Below are 14,355 nucleotides of genomic sequence, written 5' to 3' on the forward strand. Positions count from 1 at the left end.
ATAAATTTTCTTCCCCGTTCATGTCTTTAAAAGGTGAGACAACTTGTCTTGTACAGACCAGACAGCTCTAAGTTGAGACAAACTAAGTAAAATTATGCTAAGATGAAATAAATTCAATTATGGTGTGTGTTGTGTTAGAACTCCGTCATTTAAAAACATTACTTGCGCTTAGAGAGCATGGTTCATTGGTGGCTGCAGCAACAGATTTATGCCTGACACCTTCTGCAATTTCTCATCAGTTAAAAGAACTGGATCACTGGTATGGGGTAGAGGTGGTGAACCGTCGTAGCCGCCCGGTCAGTTTCTCCAATGTTGGCGAGCGTTTGCTTAAACTGGCCGATGATGTGCTGCCACAGGTACAGATTGCACAAACGGATATTACCCGTATCGTACACGGCCAGACGGGGCGGATTATCTTCTCTTCGGAGTGCCATAGCTGTTTCGACTGGCTGATGCCGTTATTAAATCAATACCGGCATCAATATCCGGATGTCGACCTGGACTTTGCTGCGGGTTTTGAATCCAATCCCCATGAGCTGTTGCAAAATGCCGAGTTTGATTTACTGATTACCGCCGATCCGATTGCCTTGAAAGGCATCGAGTACTTCCCGATCTTTAAATATGAATCACGTCTGGTTCTTTCCAGTACCCATCCTTTAGCACGTGCCGAGCAGGTGACGGTACAGGATCTGGCGGAAGAAACCCTGATTACCTATCCGGTTGACAAGCACCGGCTGGATATCATGGCGCATCTGTTTATTCCGGCCAATGTATATCCCAAACACATCCGCACCACAGACCTGACCCAGATGCTGATCCAGCTGGTGGCAAGCGGCCGTGGCATTGCGGCATTGCCGGATTGGGTTGTGAATGAATATGAGCAAAAAGGCTGGGTGGTCAGCCGGTGTCTGGATTGTGTAGCACCAGAAGGGCTGAGACGTACCCTGTATGCAGGTTATCGGATTGAAGATAAAGAAAAGAACTATTTTGAAGGCTTTATCAAGCAACTGGAAAAGTTTTCCAAGATGCGTGCCGTGTATTACGAAAATTAATCCAGTGTGATCTCATTGATAAAGGTAGCCATTCGCTACCTTTATTTTGGTGAGATGATCAGGCAGATGATAGAAGCTTTAAGATTTCCCAATCAGTAACGACAAGATCCCGGCTGCAATTAGCGGGCCGACAGGTACTCCTCTTAATAGGGCCACACCTGCCACCGTGCCGATCAGTAGTCCGGCCACGACATCTGGCTGGTTGCTCATCAGTTTCACACCACGGCCTCCAAGCCATGCCACCAATAAGCCAACGGCAATCGCTGCCAGAGACTTGAGGCTAATAAATGATTTCAGGATTGATTCGCCACTGATCTTGCCACTGGCAATCGGTGCAAGTACACCAATGGTGAGAATGATGATGCCGATATTCAGACCATGATTCTGGATATAAGGAAAAAACTGGTTTAAAGGGGTGAGCTTCACCAAAATCAGGCAGCCTGCTGCCACTGTCACTGCTGTATTCTGACTAAAAATACCGCAACCAAGTAAAACCAGAAGAACCAGTAGATTGACATCAAATTGTGAAAGCATTGTATGGGCGTAGCAAGAAGAACAAAGTTGAATTATACCGCAAATTGCCGGGTATGATTTGAAAAAGACAGCGCCTTAGATGGGGGATAATGGAAAATGAAGGCTTTAGCGGTATATGGAAAGAGAAAAGCCATCTCTAAAATTAGACATGGCATTTCCTGAGAAAATTAGGCAAGTTTTTTGAAGGTTCCGTAATAGGCGATTTGTTCATCCCAGAACTGTTCCCATAAATCACAATATTCAAGACAGATTTGACGGATCGAATCATATTCCGATTCAACACAGGCCTGCGCAAGTACAAACCATAAATCATCTTCATGGTCATCATCAGCAGCTTCTGCGGTTGCATCATGAGAGACACCATGGACATAGTAATAGCCACTATCGACATCAAAACCAACGGCATGGGTGGCCTGACGTAAAGCCGGGCTAAACAGGATCACTTCTTCTTCTGCAACGGCCAGTAATGCAGTCACCGCCTGATAGCTGTTAAACGAGTTTTCCAGATAGTTACGCACACGCTGTGCAATCAGCGATGGCTGATAGTCGTTGCGTTCTGACTGGCTCAATTCAAAGTCATTCAGGACATCTTCAAATAATGGATAATGGGCATATTCAGGATTACCAGAATAATAACCTTCTTCGTCCAGGCCTGGCCGGAAACCAAACTCATCCAGAATATTCAGGTTTAACAAGAAGCGTGGGAACATCTTGGCCCCAGACAACAGGCGTGGTTCTAACTGTCTGGTCTGGAATTGAGCCATGAGCAGGGCATCTGTGAAGATCTGCACGATCGCATGTCGATATTCCAGATGAATATGCTTTAACGTTTCTTTATCAATTACACCGTCATTTAAAAGCTGGATTGCAGGGTGCTTGGAAACAGGATGGTTTGAAATTTCTGCTCTTAACTGATTCAGAAAGTTCAGGTTCTTGTTCCAGGTCTCTGCAGAAATACTATTTTTCATTCCTTCAATAGCTTTCTGTCTCGGGTTGTTAAAGTTTTCAAATTTTTTTGGCATGGTCTTGTACTCGATGAATTAATAATATTATTGCTTTTTCCAATGATTTAATTAGATTTTCTTTGGCTGATTATGAATATATCTATTGGTGCAGCCAAACATCTTTTTATTGGATGATTTAAATATAAAATGATTTTTTTGTGAAATCAATTTATTAAGACGGCTAAAAAATCGCAAGAAAGTTTATTATTTAACTTAACTGTAAGCAAAAGGTGATGTAATTCACGGTATATTTTTTTGTTTAAAAAATAGAAAGATTTTTTTTAAGATCATCTTGTATATAGGCTGATTTTTTCATACCCTATAGGAGGAACAATAAAGAAAGTCCTACTTTTCTATAATGCTCTTAAAATAAGATAAACCTACATAGTGGCCAGAAATTTCCAGCATGTAAACTATGTCTTAATAATACATTAAGTTTTTTGATAGAATTCTACAAGGATAATAAAATGTCAAAAAAAGAAGATATTATTGCAACGGCTCTAGACCTTTTTAACCGTTATAACTACAGTTCTGTCGGTGTAGATCGTATTATCAACGAGTCAGGCGTTGCCAAAATGACGTTTTACAAATATTTTCCATCCAAGGAAAACCTGATAGAAGAATGCCTGTCCCGCAGGAATCAAAGCATTCGCGAGGCGATAGAGAAAGAAATCAGTGCAAAGCCGGAAGAGGATTATTTAGGTAAAATTAAAGCAGTCTATTTTTGGCATCTGAGCTGGTTTAATTCAGATGATTTTCATGGCTGTATGTTCCAGAAAGCGACTCTGGAAATTCTGCAACAGTATCCTTCGATTATCCGGCCAATTATGCAATACCGTGAATGGTTAATGACTTTGATTACGGGATTATTTGAAAAGGCACAAGTTTATCAACCTCATGTATTAACCTCAATGTATATTAATATACTCGATGGAATGACCTCTTATGCGAAAGTAAATAAGGATCATGGTCAAATTGAGGAGTGCTGGTATTATATTGAGCGCCTGATTCATTTAGAAGCTGCATAAATATAGGGTTATCTTTAGCCAGATTAAACAGACCTTTTAATCTTGTTTATATTACAGTCTTTAAGCATTATTATAAAAAAACCGGAGCTTTGGCTCCGGTTTTTTATGCAATAAAATTATTTTTCAACAAATGCACGTTCAATCACATAATCACCCATCACACCCATACGTGGTGATTCAACCAGACCATGCTGGTCAAGCAGGGCAGCAACATCTTTCAGGAATGCCGGGCTACCACAGAGCATGGCACGGTCAGTTTCACGGTTAAAGCGTGGCAAACCGATTTTTTCAAATAGTTCACCTGTCTCGATTGCCGTGGTTACACGACCCTGAGTGTGGAACGGTTCACGTGTCACGGTTGGGTAGTAGATCAATTTTTCCTTGATACCTAGCTCTTCAAAGAACTCGTGATTTGGAAGTTCATTCAGGATCAGGTCTTGATAAGCAAGTTCAGACACATAGCGTGTACCATGCACCATAATTACTTTCTCAAATTTTTCGTAAGTTTCAGGGTCACGAAGCAGAGAAAGGAATGGCGCAAGGCCTGTACCAGAAGAGAGCAAGTATAAGTTTTTACCTGGTAGTAAATCGTCGTGTACCAAAGTGCCTGTAGGCTTTTTAGAAATAAGGATTTCGTCGCCCACTTGTACTTTTTGTAAAATAGAAGTTAATGGACCGTCTTGTACTTTAATAGAGAAGAATTCAAGCTCTTCTTCATAATTCGCACTGGCGATCGAATAAGCACGCATCAAAGGCTTACCATTCACTTCAAGGCCGATCATTACAAACTGACCATTTTTAAAACGTAAGCTGACGTCGCGTGTTGTTTTAAAACTGAAAAGAGTGTCATTCCAGTGGTGAACATGAGTAATGCGTTCAACGTTAAAAGCAGCCATTAAAGGTCTCGATCACAGTTAAAAGAAACAGATGGCTATTCTAATCTAAAATCATTCTCGATAAACTGAATATATTTAATTGTGTTTATAAGAAAAAGTGATGAACAATTCTGTAGTGATGCCAATCATTGGCCATATGCGTTCACCTTACCGTGAAAAATTTGGTATTCCGCGCCAGCCAAATCTGGTACAGGTCGAGTCTTTTATAGAGATGACGGACACTTATAGTGATTTGCTGGCATTTGAGGGAATCGAAGATTTTAGTCATCTATGGTTGCTTTGGCAGTTTCATGACAATAAAAAGCCGGATAACTCCTTGAATCAAATGCCTAAATTTCGTGCACAAGTGCGCCCGCCGAGACTGGGTGGGAACCAGAAAATCGGGGTTTTCGCGACCCGGAGCATGTATCGACCCTCTCCAATCGGGTTATCTGTGGTGCGTTTTTTGCGCGTTGAAAAACATGGAAAAACAGTCCGTTTATATGTCACGGGCAGTGATTTGCTGGATGGCACCCCGATTTTGGATATCAAGCCTTATATCCAATATTCAGATGCAGTAACCGAAGCGGTAAGTGGCTATGCACAAGAACAGCCGCAACGTAAAACCGTGGTTTGGACGCAAAGTGCGCAACAGTATCAGCAACAGTTATTAAAGCAGGGAATTTTGCATAAAAAGATACTCGATGAACTGGAACAAGTGTTATCTTTAGATCCACGGCCTGCCTATCAAAACGATGCTGAACGCCTGTATGGAATGCGCTTTGCCATGTTGAATGTACGTTTTACGGTGGGTGAACAGGAAGTCACGGTCGTCGCTATTGAACAAGGTTAAAACTTTAAAAATATAAATTGTGTTAAAAATTGGAGTAGATGGTTATGCAAGCTCAGGTAAAATTCGCCAACTTTTCTTTTACGATTGATGTGACGTGGTGTCTGGAGCAACTGCTAATAGATGGGCGTATTACCGAACGGGATAAGTTGCTGGTTCAGACCACCCATCGGCAGAAAGATCAGCTGAAATGGCATCCCTTACAGTGGATTGCCAATTTCAGCCTGAAAGACCAGCTCAATGCAGGCACAACTTTATCGTTGAACCGTTTGTGTCAATGGCTGGCTGAAAAGGCCGGCATTCCCTTGTTTATTATTGATCCGCTCAAAGCCGACGTGGCTGCCCTGACTGGTGTCATGTCGCAAGAGTTTGCAGTACGCAATCATATTCTGGCCGTAGAAGTACACGCCGACCGGATTCTGATCGGAACCGATCAGCCCTTTACCACAGAATGGCTGAACAATCTGGAGCGGAGTCTGGCACCGAAAAAGCTTGAAAAAGTGTTACTCAATCCTGAACAGTTACAACGTTATATTGTTGAATATTATCAGGTCAGCCGTGCCGTCAGTTCTTCACAAAATGCCAGCATTCATGACCGGGAAAATAAAGGCGTTGAGGCTTTGTTGCAGTTAGGCGATTCACAAAATCCGGACGCCAATGACCAGCATATCGTCAAGCTGGTGGACTGGGTACTACAGTTTGCGTTTGAGCAAGGTGCCAGCGACATTCACCTGGAGCCGCGCAAAGACAAGGGCAAGGTACGTTTCCGTATCGATGGCGTACTCCATACCATCTATAACATGCCTGCCAATACGCTGACCGCGGTGATTTCGCGGATCAAGATTCTCGGGCGCATGAATGTCGCTGAAAAACGTAAACCTCAGGATGGTCGCTTAAAGACACGTACTCCCAAAGGACAGGAGACCGAATTACGTCTTTCAACTTTACCGACCGCCTTTGGTGAAAAGCTGGTAATGCGTATTTTCGATCCGGAAGTGTTGGTAAGAAGTTTCCAGCAGTTGGGTTTTGAAGGTCATTTATTGCAGAGCTGGCAGCAACTGACCCAGCATAGTCACGGTATTATTCTGGTCACAGGGCCAACCGGTTCAGGCAAAACCACCACGCTATATTCATCTTTGAAGCAACTGGCAACCGAACAGGTCAATGTCTGTACTATTGAAGACCCGATTGAAATGCTGGAACCGAGTTTTAACCAGATGCAAGTCAATCCAAATATCGAGTTAGGCTTTGCAGATGGGGTACGTGCCTTGATGCGTCAAGACCCTGACATTATCATGGTCGGCGAGATTCGTGACCATGACACGGCCAATATGGCGATACAGGCTGCATTGACCGGGCATCTGGTATTATCCACCCTGCACACCAACGATGCGCCATCGAGCCTGACGCGGTTACATGATCTGGGAGTACAACCTTTCCTGACCGCCGCCACAATACTCGGGGTTCTGGCACAACGTCTGGTTCGCCGGCTTTGCCCGCAGTGTAAACAGCAGACGCCAATCAATGAGCAGGAGTGGGAACATCTGACCTTTGATTATATGATGGATATGCCGGCCAGCATGTATAAGGCAGTGGGGTGTGAAGCCTGTCGGCATACCGGTTATAAAGGCCGTGTGGGGATTTATGAGTTCATGCCGGTCAGTCTGGAGTTAAAGACACTGATCAGTGCACATGGCACATTGAATGATCTGAAGGGACAAGCCAAAAAAGAAGGCATTGAGCCATTACGGATCGCAGGCGCGCGTAAGGTGATTGAAGGCGTGACCACATTAGAAGAAGTGCTCCGTGTAGTGCCATTAAGTTAATCGGTTCCGACTGAAGCTTCGTCAGAGCAAAGCTTCTTGTGCTGCTATTAACGCAGCTCACCGCAAAACCTGTTGACTGTCATCAATTCATTCAATGAGTCGCAGAAACAGGACCTTATTAATAAAGTCCTGTCTCAGGCAGTGGCGGATGATGTTTCCGTATATTGTATTTTATCAAGAATTTTATATTGAACTCAGGTTAACCTATTTTGCATTCTTCAGATTCACCTCATTTTGGTTTGTTTTAATGACAGCATCGAAATGATGAAACCAGCATGAGGGACATAATATGAACGTATTTTCTAAATGTGCAGTCGTTGCCGGCTTGGTCGGCGCAACCACGTTTGCAGTAGCCAATACGCCTGCCGTGAACCAGCAGGCACTGGCTCCTACTCAAATTACCACAGTCAAACAGGCATTGACTTTAAAAGATGATACCCCGGTGAAACTGAAAGGTTATGTGGTCAAGGCGACTGGTGATGAGAAATACCAGTTCAGTGACCAGACGGGCTCAATTACTGTCGATATTGATGATGATTTATGGCAAGGCAAGCCTGTATCGGCAAAAACGCCAGTGACCTTGCTAGGTGAAATCGACATTGATTATAAACCGGCAAAGCGTGTTGAGGTCGATGTCGATCAGGTTCAGTTCTAAAATGGATAAAGAAAAAACCACATGATGAGCATGTGGTTTTTTCTTCAGGTTTTGCTTTAAGATCAAGTAAAAGACCATCAGGTACAGGCGATTTTATGCGAATTTTACTGGCCGAAGACGATGCTTCACAGGCGGAAAGTATTAAAGCCTGGCTGGAAATGGACGGCTACAGTGTTGACTGGGTAGAGCGTGGTGACCATGCGATCCTGGCCGCCGCACAGCATCAATATGACTGTATTTTGCTCGATCGGGGCTTACCACAAGCGTCAGGAGATGAGATCCTGAAAAACATTCGCCGTCACAATGCCAAAACACCAGTTATTTTTATTACTGCCAAAGACCATGTGCATGACCGGGTAGAAGGACTGGATCTGGGCGCCAATGATTATCTGGTCAAGCCCTTTGATCTGGAAGAGTTATCTGCCCGGGTGCGTACCCAGTTACGGCAACATCAGGCGCAAGTGGGGCAATATCTTCATTTTGCCAATCTACAGCTTGATCCGCAGGCCAAAACCCTGTTTCAGGCGGGTAAGGCGGTCAATCTCACGGCCAAAGAGTTTCAGATTCTATATAAGCTGATGCAAAAGCCTGAACATATTGTGACACGGGAACAACTGGAAGAATCCCTGTATGCCTGGGGGGATGAGATCGAGAGCAATGCCATTGAGGTTTTTATCTATCAGATTCGTAAAAAGATTGGCGGACAATATATCAAGACCATTCGTGGTCTAGGTTACCGCATGCAACCGGGTGAATAGTATGCAAGTCGTGTCACTACAAACCAGACTGGTTAAAACTTCATTAATCAGTTCAATGATTGCAGGTGGCATGGCCTTACTTTTGTTCGCAGTGATTTCGGTGTATCAAACCATGCAGTTGCAAGATGAAATCATGGACGAGATTGCAGATATGTTGCTGAGGACTGATGTGACCCAGACGTCCGGACAACAAATTGATGAACTGAGTGACGAATTTGATATCCAGTACCGGTTGGGCAATACGCAGCAGGTGTTAACCCAGTCTACAGATTTTCATCTTGAACCACAGCACTACACCTTGCTGGCTGCGACCAAGGATGACTATGGCCTTATCTGGCAGCAAGGGCAATTATGGCGAAGTTATGCAGGAGAAGATGAACAGGCGCAGATGCAGGTGCTGATTTTGCAGCCTTTAGGTGAGCGCTTTAAAGACGTGCTGCAACATTTCACGGGTTATGCGTGTATCCTGATTCTGGTCTGGCTCATACAATGGCTGATCTTGCATGTCCTGATTAAACACCAGTTCAGGGTGATCCGTCAGTTATCTGCTGAAATATCGGAAAAAAATGCCGATGATCTGAGTCCGATACAAGCCGGCGCGGTTGAGCTAAAAGAGTTACAGCCAATGCTGAGGCAACTCAACCGGTTATTACAGCGTCTGGAGCAATCTTTGCAGGCAGAGCAGCGCTTTACCGCTGATGCATCACACGAGTTACGTTCACCTTTATCGGCCATTCAGTTGCGATTACAGTTATTACAGCGCAAATATCCGGAACGGGCCAGTGAGTTTGTCCCGATGCAACAGGATGTAAGCCGGGGAATCCAGATACTGGAAAACCTGCTGCTATTGGCACGGCTAGACCCCGAACATGCGGAAAACCTGCCAAAGACGCATCTTGATTTACAGGAGATATTGCAGGAAGTCATACAAGCTTTAGGATTATTTGCCAGAGAAAAACAGATCGGTTTTCAGCTGGATACTTTAGAGCATCCTTGCATGATCTTGGCCAACCGGCAGCTGGTTTTTACCTGTATTCGCAATCTCATGGATAATGCGATCCGCTACAGTGCCGTGCAGGGACAGATTTATATTGGACTGAAACAGCAACAAGCTGAGGTGGAGCTTGTCATCGAAAACGAAGGGCAAGGGCTGGATGCTGATATCTTGCAACGTTTAGGCGAGCGTTTTTATCGTGCCTTAGGCACCCGTACACAAGGCTCGGGCCTAGGTCTGTCAATTTGTAAAAAAATTGTGGAGTTACATCAGGGAAAAATCATCTTTGCCCAGTCTGAATATGGTGGGCTTAAAGTGAAGCTCCAGCTACCGGTCTAGCTGTTTATACCATGGCATAAAAAAAGCAGCATGCGCTGACATACTGCTATTCCCACGTTTATTATTATGCGGTTGTTATTCTATTACTTCGTTAAAATCAGGCGGTTATTACGGGTGAGACGTAAGCGGTATTCTTCACCTGCATGCATGATGCGGATTTCTCGGCCCAAGGCAAAAAGATTGTTTGAATGCAACATTGGCAATGATTGGGCTGCATCTGTACTACGAGTAAATAGGTTGAATGGTGCGTTCATTTGTTATGCTCCGTGGTGTGTCTTTTAACGTTTTAAATGATAATCATTATCGAATAGACCTGTCAACGGAAATTTTACTAATTTACAAAATCTGTGATTAATTTTGTCCTGAACCCATGCATTAACGTTTAAACTGTTTGGGATGTGCATGAAAAGATAAGAGATTTTAACCTGTTATGACCAAAGCCACAGTTGATGTTGCAATCGCAATTTTATTACACAAGACCAAAGTGCTGGTCGGGTGGAGACAAGCCAGCCAGCATCAGGGAAATAAGCATGAGTTTCCCGGAGGAAAAGTTGAAGCGGGTGAAACACCCGAACAGGCTTGCCGCCGTGAAATTTATGAAGAAGTTGGCATTGGCTTAAAAGACTGGCATGCTTTTGATGTGATTCACCACGAGTATGATGACCTTATTGTCAACTTGCATTTATTCCATGCCTATGTGCCTGACGAATTGCTTGATCTTATCCACCAGCCGTGGAGCTGGTATAGCCGTGAGCAACTGGCTGGACTAAATTTCCCCAAGGCCAATGCAGCGATTCTGCAACGTTTGATCTGGCCTTATTTGATTAAAATCAGTGACCAAATTGATGCATTGCCGCAACAGGAAGCATTATTGTACTGGCGGTTTGTGCCTGCTGATATCGAACTGGTTCGACAGCAGCTTTTAGGCTTGAGCGATGCGCAATTGCATAGATTGATGATCAATGTCGATCTGTGGCAACAACTGGATGCGCCATTGCAGGCGAAAATAACCACCATTCATTTGCAACAGTCACAGCTGATGGCTCTCAGTAAAGGCGATCTGATGGTCGGGAAGCGTGTTATTGCAGCCTGTCATGATGCCGTTTCTTTACAACATGCGCATCATATTGGCTGTGATGCTGTGTTGTTAAGCCCTGTACTGGCGACAGAAACGCATCCTGAAGCGAGTCAATTGGGATGGGATGGCTTTGAAGAATTGGCCCGTACCAGCGATATTCCGGTTTTTGCACTGGGAGGCGTGGCACCGTCCGATTTAAAACAAGCCCAGAAGCATCATGCTTATGGGCTTGCCGGAATACGTCAGTTTAGTTCGCTTGCTTAGGCTTATAAGGCCTGAAGCGCTCTGCGTGCTTCCTGTGCCTTGATCGAATGATTGCGTGCTTCACTGGCTCTTAGAATAATTGACCATAACTGTTTTTTCATGGCATTGCTTTGCGCATAACTTAAACCACGGCGTGCCAATGCTTCTGCATTGGCATATTCCTTGCGCTTCTCGGCGATCAAGGCCAGATAGAGGTAGGTTTCTGTCGCCTGTGGAGCTATACGCTGTGCCTGAAGGGCATAACGTTCTGCTTCGGCAAGCTGTTGTTGCTTATAGGCCACCTGGGTTTTTTGCATCAAGTTTTTAAATGCCGGCAACTGGCTGCCATCATCATTAAATTTTTGCTGAACCTTTTGTTGTGGCACGACCACGGGCACACTTTGACGCTTGATTTCCTTTTGGTCATAAGGCGTGATTTTGACTCCGGAGGAGGGCTGGGTCACTTTCTTTGGTGGCGGCTTTGGTGTGGTCTTGGTCGGTACTTTTTCTGGCGTAGCCGTACAACCTGCCAGTACCAGCATTCCAATCAAAGCTGCAGTTTTCTTGATCATGTCCAATTATCCTTTTGAGGCTTAGTTCTCACCGTTATAACTGCCACTGGAAATCACGCGTGCAGGGCTACGGTTGGATAAATCTGTATCCATCTGGTTTTCGCTCTCACGAATATAGTTGCCAATACTATCTTCATGCTCGTCGCTCTGGGTTTCATCTACCTGCGGAATATAGGTTGGCTCGACTTCATAATGTGACTGACCACACAATGTTGCACGGCGTGGTACAGTCTGACGCAGTAATGGAATATACATCGCACCATCACAGCCTTGCGCAGACAAATCACCGCTTGCGCTATCAATCCATTGCCATTGTACATTATCAGTCTGGCGCAGATTAACAGGCTCTTGACGAAGCTGTTTCATCACATTGGTCCAGACAGGAAGGGCACCCGATGAACCGGTTAACCCCGTGACTTTGTTATCATCCAGACCTAACCACACTACGGCCACATGATTCCCCGAATAGCCTGCAAACCATGAGTCACGGGTGTCATTGGTGGTACCTGACTTACCCGCCAGATTTAAAGATTCAGGCAGGCTGTTATAGGCAGAGCGGCCTGTACCCGAACGCATCACCTGTTGTAAGCCAAAGTTCAGGATATAGGCTGCAGCAGGGTCAATGGTCTGTTGTACATTCAGGCCATAACGCTCAAGCAAATGTCCTTTGGCATCCACCACGGTACGGATCGAGCGTGGTGGATATTTAAAGCCACCTGTCGCAAAGTTACTATAAATGCTCAGGACTTCCATTGGTGACATATTCACTGCACCCAGATAGATCGAAGGGTAGGCCGGAATATCTGAAGTTACGCCAAACTGTCTTAATTTATTGCTGAATGCTGATAAACCGAATTCATTGCCTAAACGGACTGTCGACAAGTTATAAGAGTTGGCTAAGGCTTGTTGCATTGGCACAATCCCATGTTCACCACCACTATAGTTTTTCGGAGTCCAGCTCTTATCACCATCAATCGGAATATTGACAGCACTGTCCTCAATCGGGCTGGCCCAGGTATAGCGGCCAGATTCGATGGCATTGAGGTAAATAATTGGCTTAAGCAAAGAACCGACCTGGCGTTTGGCATCAAGCGCACGGTTAAAACCGGTAAAGTCCTGGGTTGAACCCACGGCTGCGACCAGTTCGCCATTTTCAGGGTGGGCAACCAGTACGGCACCTTGCAGATTCTTCAAGCGTGCCGGGTTTGCCTTGGCTAAACGGTCAACCGTGCTCTTGAATGCATTTTGTACCTGAGTCTGTGCGATTGGATCAAGCGTGGTAAAAATTCTTAGTCCCTGATTGGTAATATCACTTTCCTGATATTCGGTACGTAGCTGGCGACGGACAATATCCAGAAAATCCGGGAATTTGGCCGGACCTAAGGTTGGCTTGCTGACCACATTTAAAGGACGTGCAATTTCATCTTCATATTCAGCATCTGTCAGATAGCCCATCACTTTCATGTTGCTTAAAACAACATCACGGCGTTTTTTGGCAGCTTCCGGGTTGCGCCAAGGATTGTATAAAGACGGGCCCTGAACCAGTCCCACCAGAAAGGCCTGTTGTGAGATATTCAGCTCGCGTAGTGGCAGGCCAAAGTAAAACTGTGAAGCCAGACCGTAACCGTTGATAGAATAGTTACCATTTTGGCCCAGATTGACTTCATTCAGGTAAGCTTCCAGAATTTCATCTTTGCTGTAATGTAATTCGATCAATAGCGCCATAAGGGCTTCATTGACCTTACGTTTCAATGTTTTTTCCGGTGATAGATAGAAGTTTTTGACTAACTGCTGGGTGAGGGTTGACCCACCTTGACGACGGCCACCGGTTGCATTGCTGACCAGCGCACGCGCTGTGCCACGAATGGAAATACCGTGATGATGGTAAAAATTACGGTCTTCAGTCGAAATCAGTGCCTCGATCAGGGTTTTGGGTACTTTATTCAGCTTGATCAGAACACGGTCTTCATTATGTTGCGGATAGATACCGCCGATCAATAAAGGCTCTAAACGCGCAATCCCGGTATTGGACGGTTTGGTTGAGCGTACTTCGCTGACCTGTCCATTGTTAAAGGCCAGTTCCAGTACCTGTTCAGGTTCGGTACTGTCACCATAGTCAAAACCACGGGTATGAACATACATCTGGTTGCCCTGAACCACATAGCTACCAGACTTGTCATAATTTGCCGTATTCTTATAGCCCAGCAATTTTAGTTCCTGGGTAAAATTATCCTGAGTAATCGGTGCATTGGCATAGATTTCCAATGGACGGGCAAACACTTTGGCAGGGATGTCCCAGCGCTGACCTTCAAATTTGTCACGAATAATATTATCCAGTCGGATCAGATAGATACTAAAGGCAACAAAGACACCTATCACTAGCATTGAGAAAATGAGTGCTAGAAAACCAATACCACGTTCAAACTTCATAGATTTGCGTTAAAACCAAAACAATGTCGGTAATGATGCGATAGCTTATTGTTATTTTGCAATCATAAAACTGTGAATAAATAGCAACATGCAAATAAAAGTCCGGGAATATGTTGG

At 44.7% G+C, this 14,355-nt stretch carries 14 protein-coding genes; 8 read left to right on the forward strand and 6 right to left on the reverse strand.

Annotated elements, in window-relative coordinates:
• Window positions 1–131 precede the first annotated feature (131 nt).
• Complete coding sequence (locus tag OC23_RS06945; protein ID WP_161792263.1) at window positions 132–1,052, forward strand: LysR family transcriptional regulator; 921 nt, start codon at window positions 132–134, stop codon at window positions 1,050–1,052.
• Window positions 1,053–1,130: 78 nt separating this feature from the next.
• Here OC23_RS06945 and OC23_RS06950 read toward each other — a convergent pair whose 3' ends face one another.
• Complete coding sequence (locus OC23_RS06950) at window positions 1,131–1,586, reverse strand: DUF441 domain-containing protein (protein WP_038343797.1); 456 nt, start codon at window positions 1,584–1,586, stop codon at window positions 1,131–1,133.
• 167 nt (window positions 1,587–1,753) lie between these two features.
• On the reverse strand, window positions 1,754–2,608 hold the full coding sequence (locus tag OC23_RS06955; RefSeq protein ID WP_038343798.1) for an iron-containing redox enzyme family protein: 855 nt from the start codon (window positions 2,606–2,608) through the stop codon (window positions 1,754–1,756).
• A 449-nt stretch (window positions 2,609–3,057) separates the two neighbouring features.
• Here OC23_RS06955 and OC23_RS06960 point away from each other — a divergent pair, with 449 nt between their 5' ends.
• The gene (locus OC23_RS06960; RefSeq protein WP_038343799.1) at window positions 3,058–3,618 is read left to right on the forward strand and encodes a TetR/AcrR family transcriptional regulator; all 561 of its coding nucleotides are present in this window, start codon (window positions 3,058–3,060) and stop codon (window positions 3,616–3,618) included.
• A gap of 116 nt (window positions 3,619–3,734) precedes the next feature.
• On the opposite strand, the gene OC23_RS06965 is transcribed toward OC23_RS06960, so the two are convergent.
• The gene (locus tag OC23_RS06965; RefSeq protein ID WP_038343801.1) at window positions 3,735–4,514 is read right to left on the reverse strand and encodes a ferredoxin--NADP reductase; all 780 of its coding nucleotides are present in this window, start codon (window positions 4,512–4,514) and stop codon (window positions 3,735–3,737) included.
• Window positions 4,515–4,632: 118 nt separating this feature from the next.
• On the opposite strand from OC23_RS06965, the gene tsaA reads away from it, so the two are divergent.
• From tsaA to OC23_RS06990, 5 genes are all read left to right on the forward strand, one after another.
• On the forward strand, window positions 4,633–5,346 hold the full coding sequence (gene tsaA, locus OC23_RS06970; protein ID WP_081407316.1) for a tRNA (N6-threonylcarbamoyladenosine(37)-N6)-methyltransferase TrmO: 714 nt from the start codon (window positions 4,633–4,635) through the stop codon (window positions 5,344–5,346).
• A 44-nt stretch (window positions 5,347–5,390) separates the two neighbouring features.
• Window positions 5,391–7,169: a GspE/PulE family protein gene (locus tag OC23_RS06975; protein ID WP_038343803.1), complete on the forward strand. Its 1,779-nt coding sequence runs from the start codon at window positions 5,391–5,393 to the stop codon at window positions 7,167–7,169.
• Window positions 7,170–7,458: 289 nt separating this feature from the next.
• Window positions 7,459–7,824, forward strand: a complete 366-nt coding sequence (locus OC23_RS06980; RefSeq protein ID WP_038343804.1) for a NirD/YgiW/YdeI family stress tolerance protein — start codon at window positions 7,459–7,461, stop codon at window positions 7,822–7,824.
• Window positions 7,825–7,919: 95 nt separating this feature from the next.
• Window positions 7,920–8,582, forward strand: a complete 663-nt coding sequence (locus OC23_RS06985; protein ID WP_038343805.1) for a response regulator transcription factor — start codon at window positions 7,920–7,922, stop codon at window positions 8,580–8,582.
• Window position 8,583: 1 nt separating this feature from the next.
• Window positions 8,584–9,915 (forward strand): sensor histidine kinase, encoded by a 1,332-nt coding sequence (locus tag OC23_RS06990; protein ID WP_038343806.1) that lies wholly within the window; start codon window positions 8,584–8,586, stop codon window positions 9,913–9,915.
• 83 nt (window positions 9,916–9,998) lie between these two features.
• On the opposite strand, the gene hemP is transcribed toward OC23_RS06990, so the two are convergent.
• A complete protein-coding gene (gene hemP, locus OC23_RS06995; RefSeq protein WP_004661888.1) occupies window positions 9,999–10,169 on the reverse strand; it encodes a hemin uptake protein HemP in 171 nt (56 codons plus the stop codon).
• A gap of 176 nt (window positions 10,170–10,345) precedes the next feature.
• On the opposite strand from hemP, the gene OC23_RS07000 reads away from it, so the two are divergent.
• Window positions 10,346–11,257, forward strand: a complete 912-nt coding sequence (locus OC23_RS07000; protein WP_038343807.1) for a thiamine phosphate synthase — start codon at window positions 10,346–10,348, stop codon at window positions 11,255–11,257.
• A 2-nt stretch (window positions 11,258–11,259) separates the two neighbouring features.
• On the opposite strand, the gene OC23_RS07005 is transcribed toward OC23_RS07000, so the two are convergent.
• A complete protein-coding gene (locus OC23_RS07005) occupies window positions 11,260–11,808 on the reverse strand; it encodes a tetratricopeptide repeat protein (protein WP_038343808.1) in 549 nt (182 codons plus the stop codon).
• Between the two features lie 21 nt (window positions 11,809–11,829).
• The gene (gene mrcB, locus OC23_RS07010) at window positions 11,830–14,238 is read right to left on the reverse strand and encodes a penicillin-binding protein 1B (protein ID WP_038343809.1); all 2,409 of its coding nucleotides are present in this window, start codon (window positions 14,236–14,238) and stop codon (window positions 11,830–11,832) included.
• Window positions 14,239–14,355 lie beyond the last annotated feature (117 nt).

The organism is Acinetobacter sp. A47 (genome assembly GCF_000805455.1).
In the GTDB taxonomy this organism is placed as follows: Bacteria; Pseudomonadota; Gammaproteobacteria; order Pseudomonadales; family Moraxellaceae; genus Acinetobacter.

Coding starts and splice junctions, on each gene's coding strand:
- OC23_RS06980 (WP_038343804.1), top strand. CDS start 7,459: ATGAACGTATTTTCTAAATGTGCAGTCGTTGCCGGCTTGGTCGGCGCA.
- OC23_RS06950 (WP_038343797.1), bottom strand. CDS start 1,586: ATGCTTTCACAATTTGATGTCAATCTACTGGTTCTTCTGGTTTTACTT.
- mrcB (WP_038343809.1), bottom strand. CDS start 14,238: ATGAAGTTTGAACGTGGTATTGGTTTTCTAGCACTCATTTTCTCAATG.
- OC23_RS07005 (WP_038343808.1), bottom strand. CDS start 11,808: ATGATCAAGAAAACTGCAGCTTTGATTGGAATGCTGGTACTGGCAGGT.
- OC23_RS06960 (WP_038343799.1), top strand. CDS start 3,058: ATGTCAAAAAAAGAAGATATTATTGCAACGGCTCTAGACCTTTTTAAC.
- OC23_RS06985 (WP_038343805.1), top strand. CDS start 7,920: ATGCGAATTTTACTGGCCGAAGACGATGCTTCACAGGCGGAAAGTATT.
- OC23_RS06965 (WP_038343801.1), bottom strand. CDS start 4,514: ATGGCTGCTTTTAACGTTGAACGCATTACTCATGTTCACCACTGGAAT.
- OC23_RS07000 (WP_038343807.1), top strand. CDS start 10,346: ATGACCAAAGCCACAGTTGATGTTGCAATCGCAATTTTATTACACAAG.
- OC23_RS06955 (WP_038343798.1), bottom strand. CDS start 2,608: ATGCCAAAAAAATTTGAAAACTTTAACAACCCGAGACAGAAAGCTATT.
- tsaA (WP_081407316.1), top strand. CDS start 4,633: ATGCCAATCATTGGCCATATGCGTTCACCTTACCGTGAAAAATTTGGT.
- OC23_RS06975 (WP_038343803.1), top strand. CDS start 5,391: ATGCAAGCTCAGGTAAAATTCGCCAACTTTTCTTTTACGATTGATGTG.
- OC23_RS06990 (WP_038343806.1), top strand. CDS start 8,584: ATGCAAGTCGTGTCACTACAAACCAGACTGGTTAAAACTTCATTAATC.
- hemP (WP_004661888.1), bottom strand. CDS start 10,169: ATGAACGCACCATTCAACCTATTTACTCGTAGTACAGATGCAGCCCAA.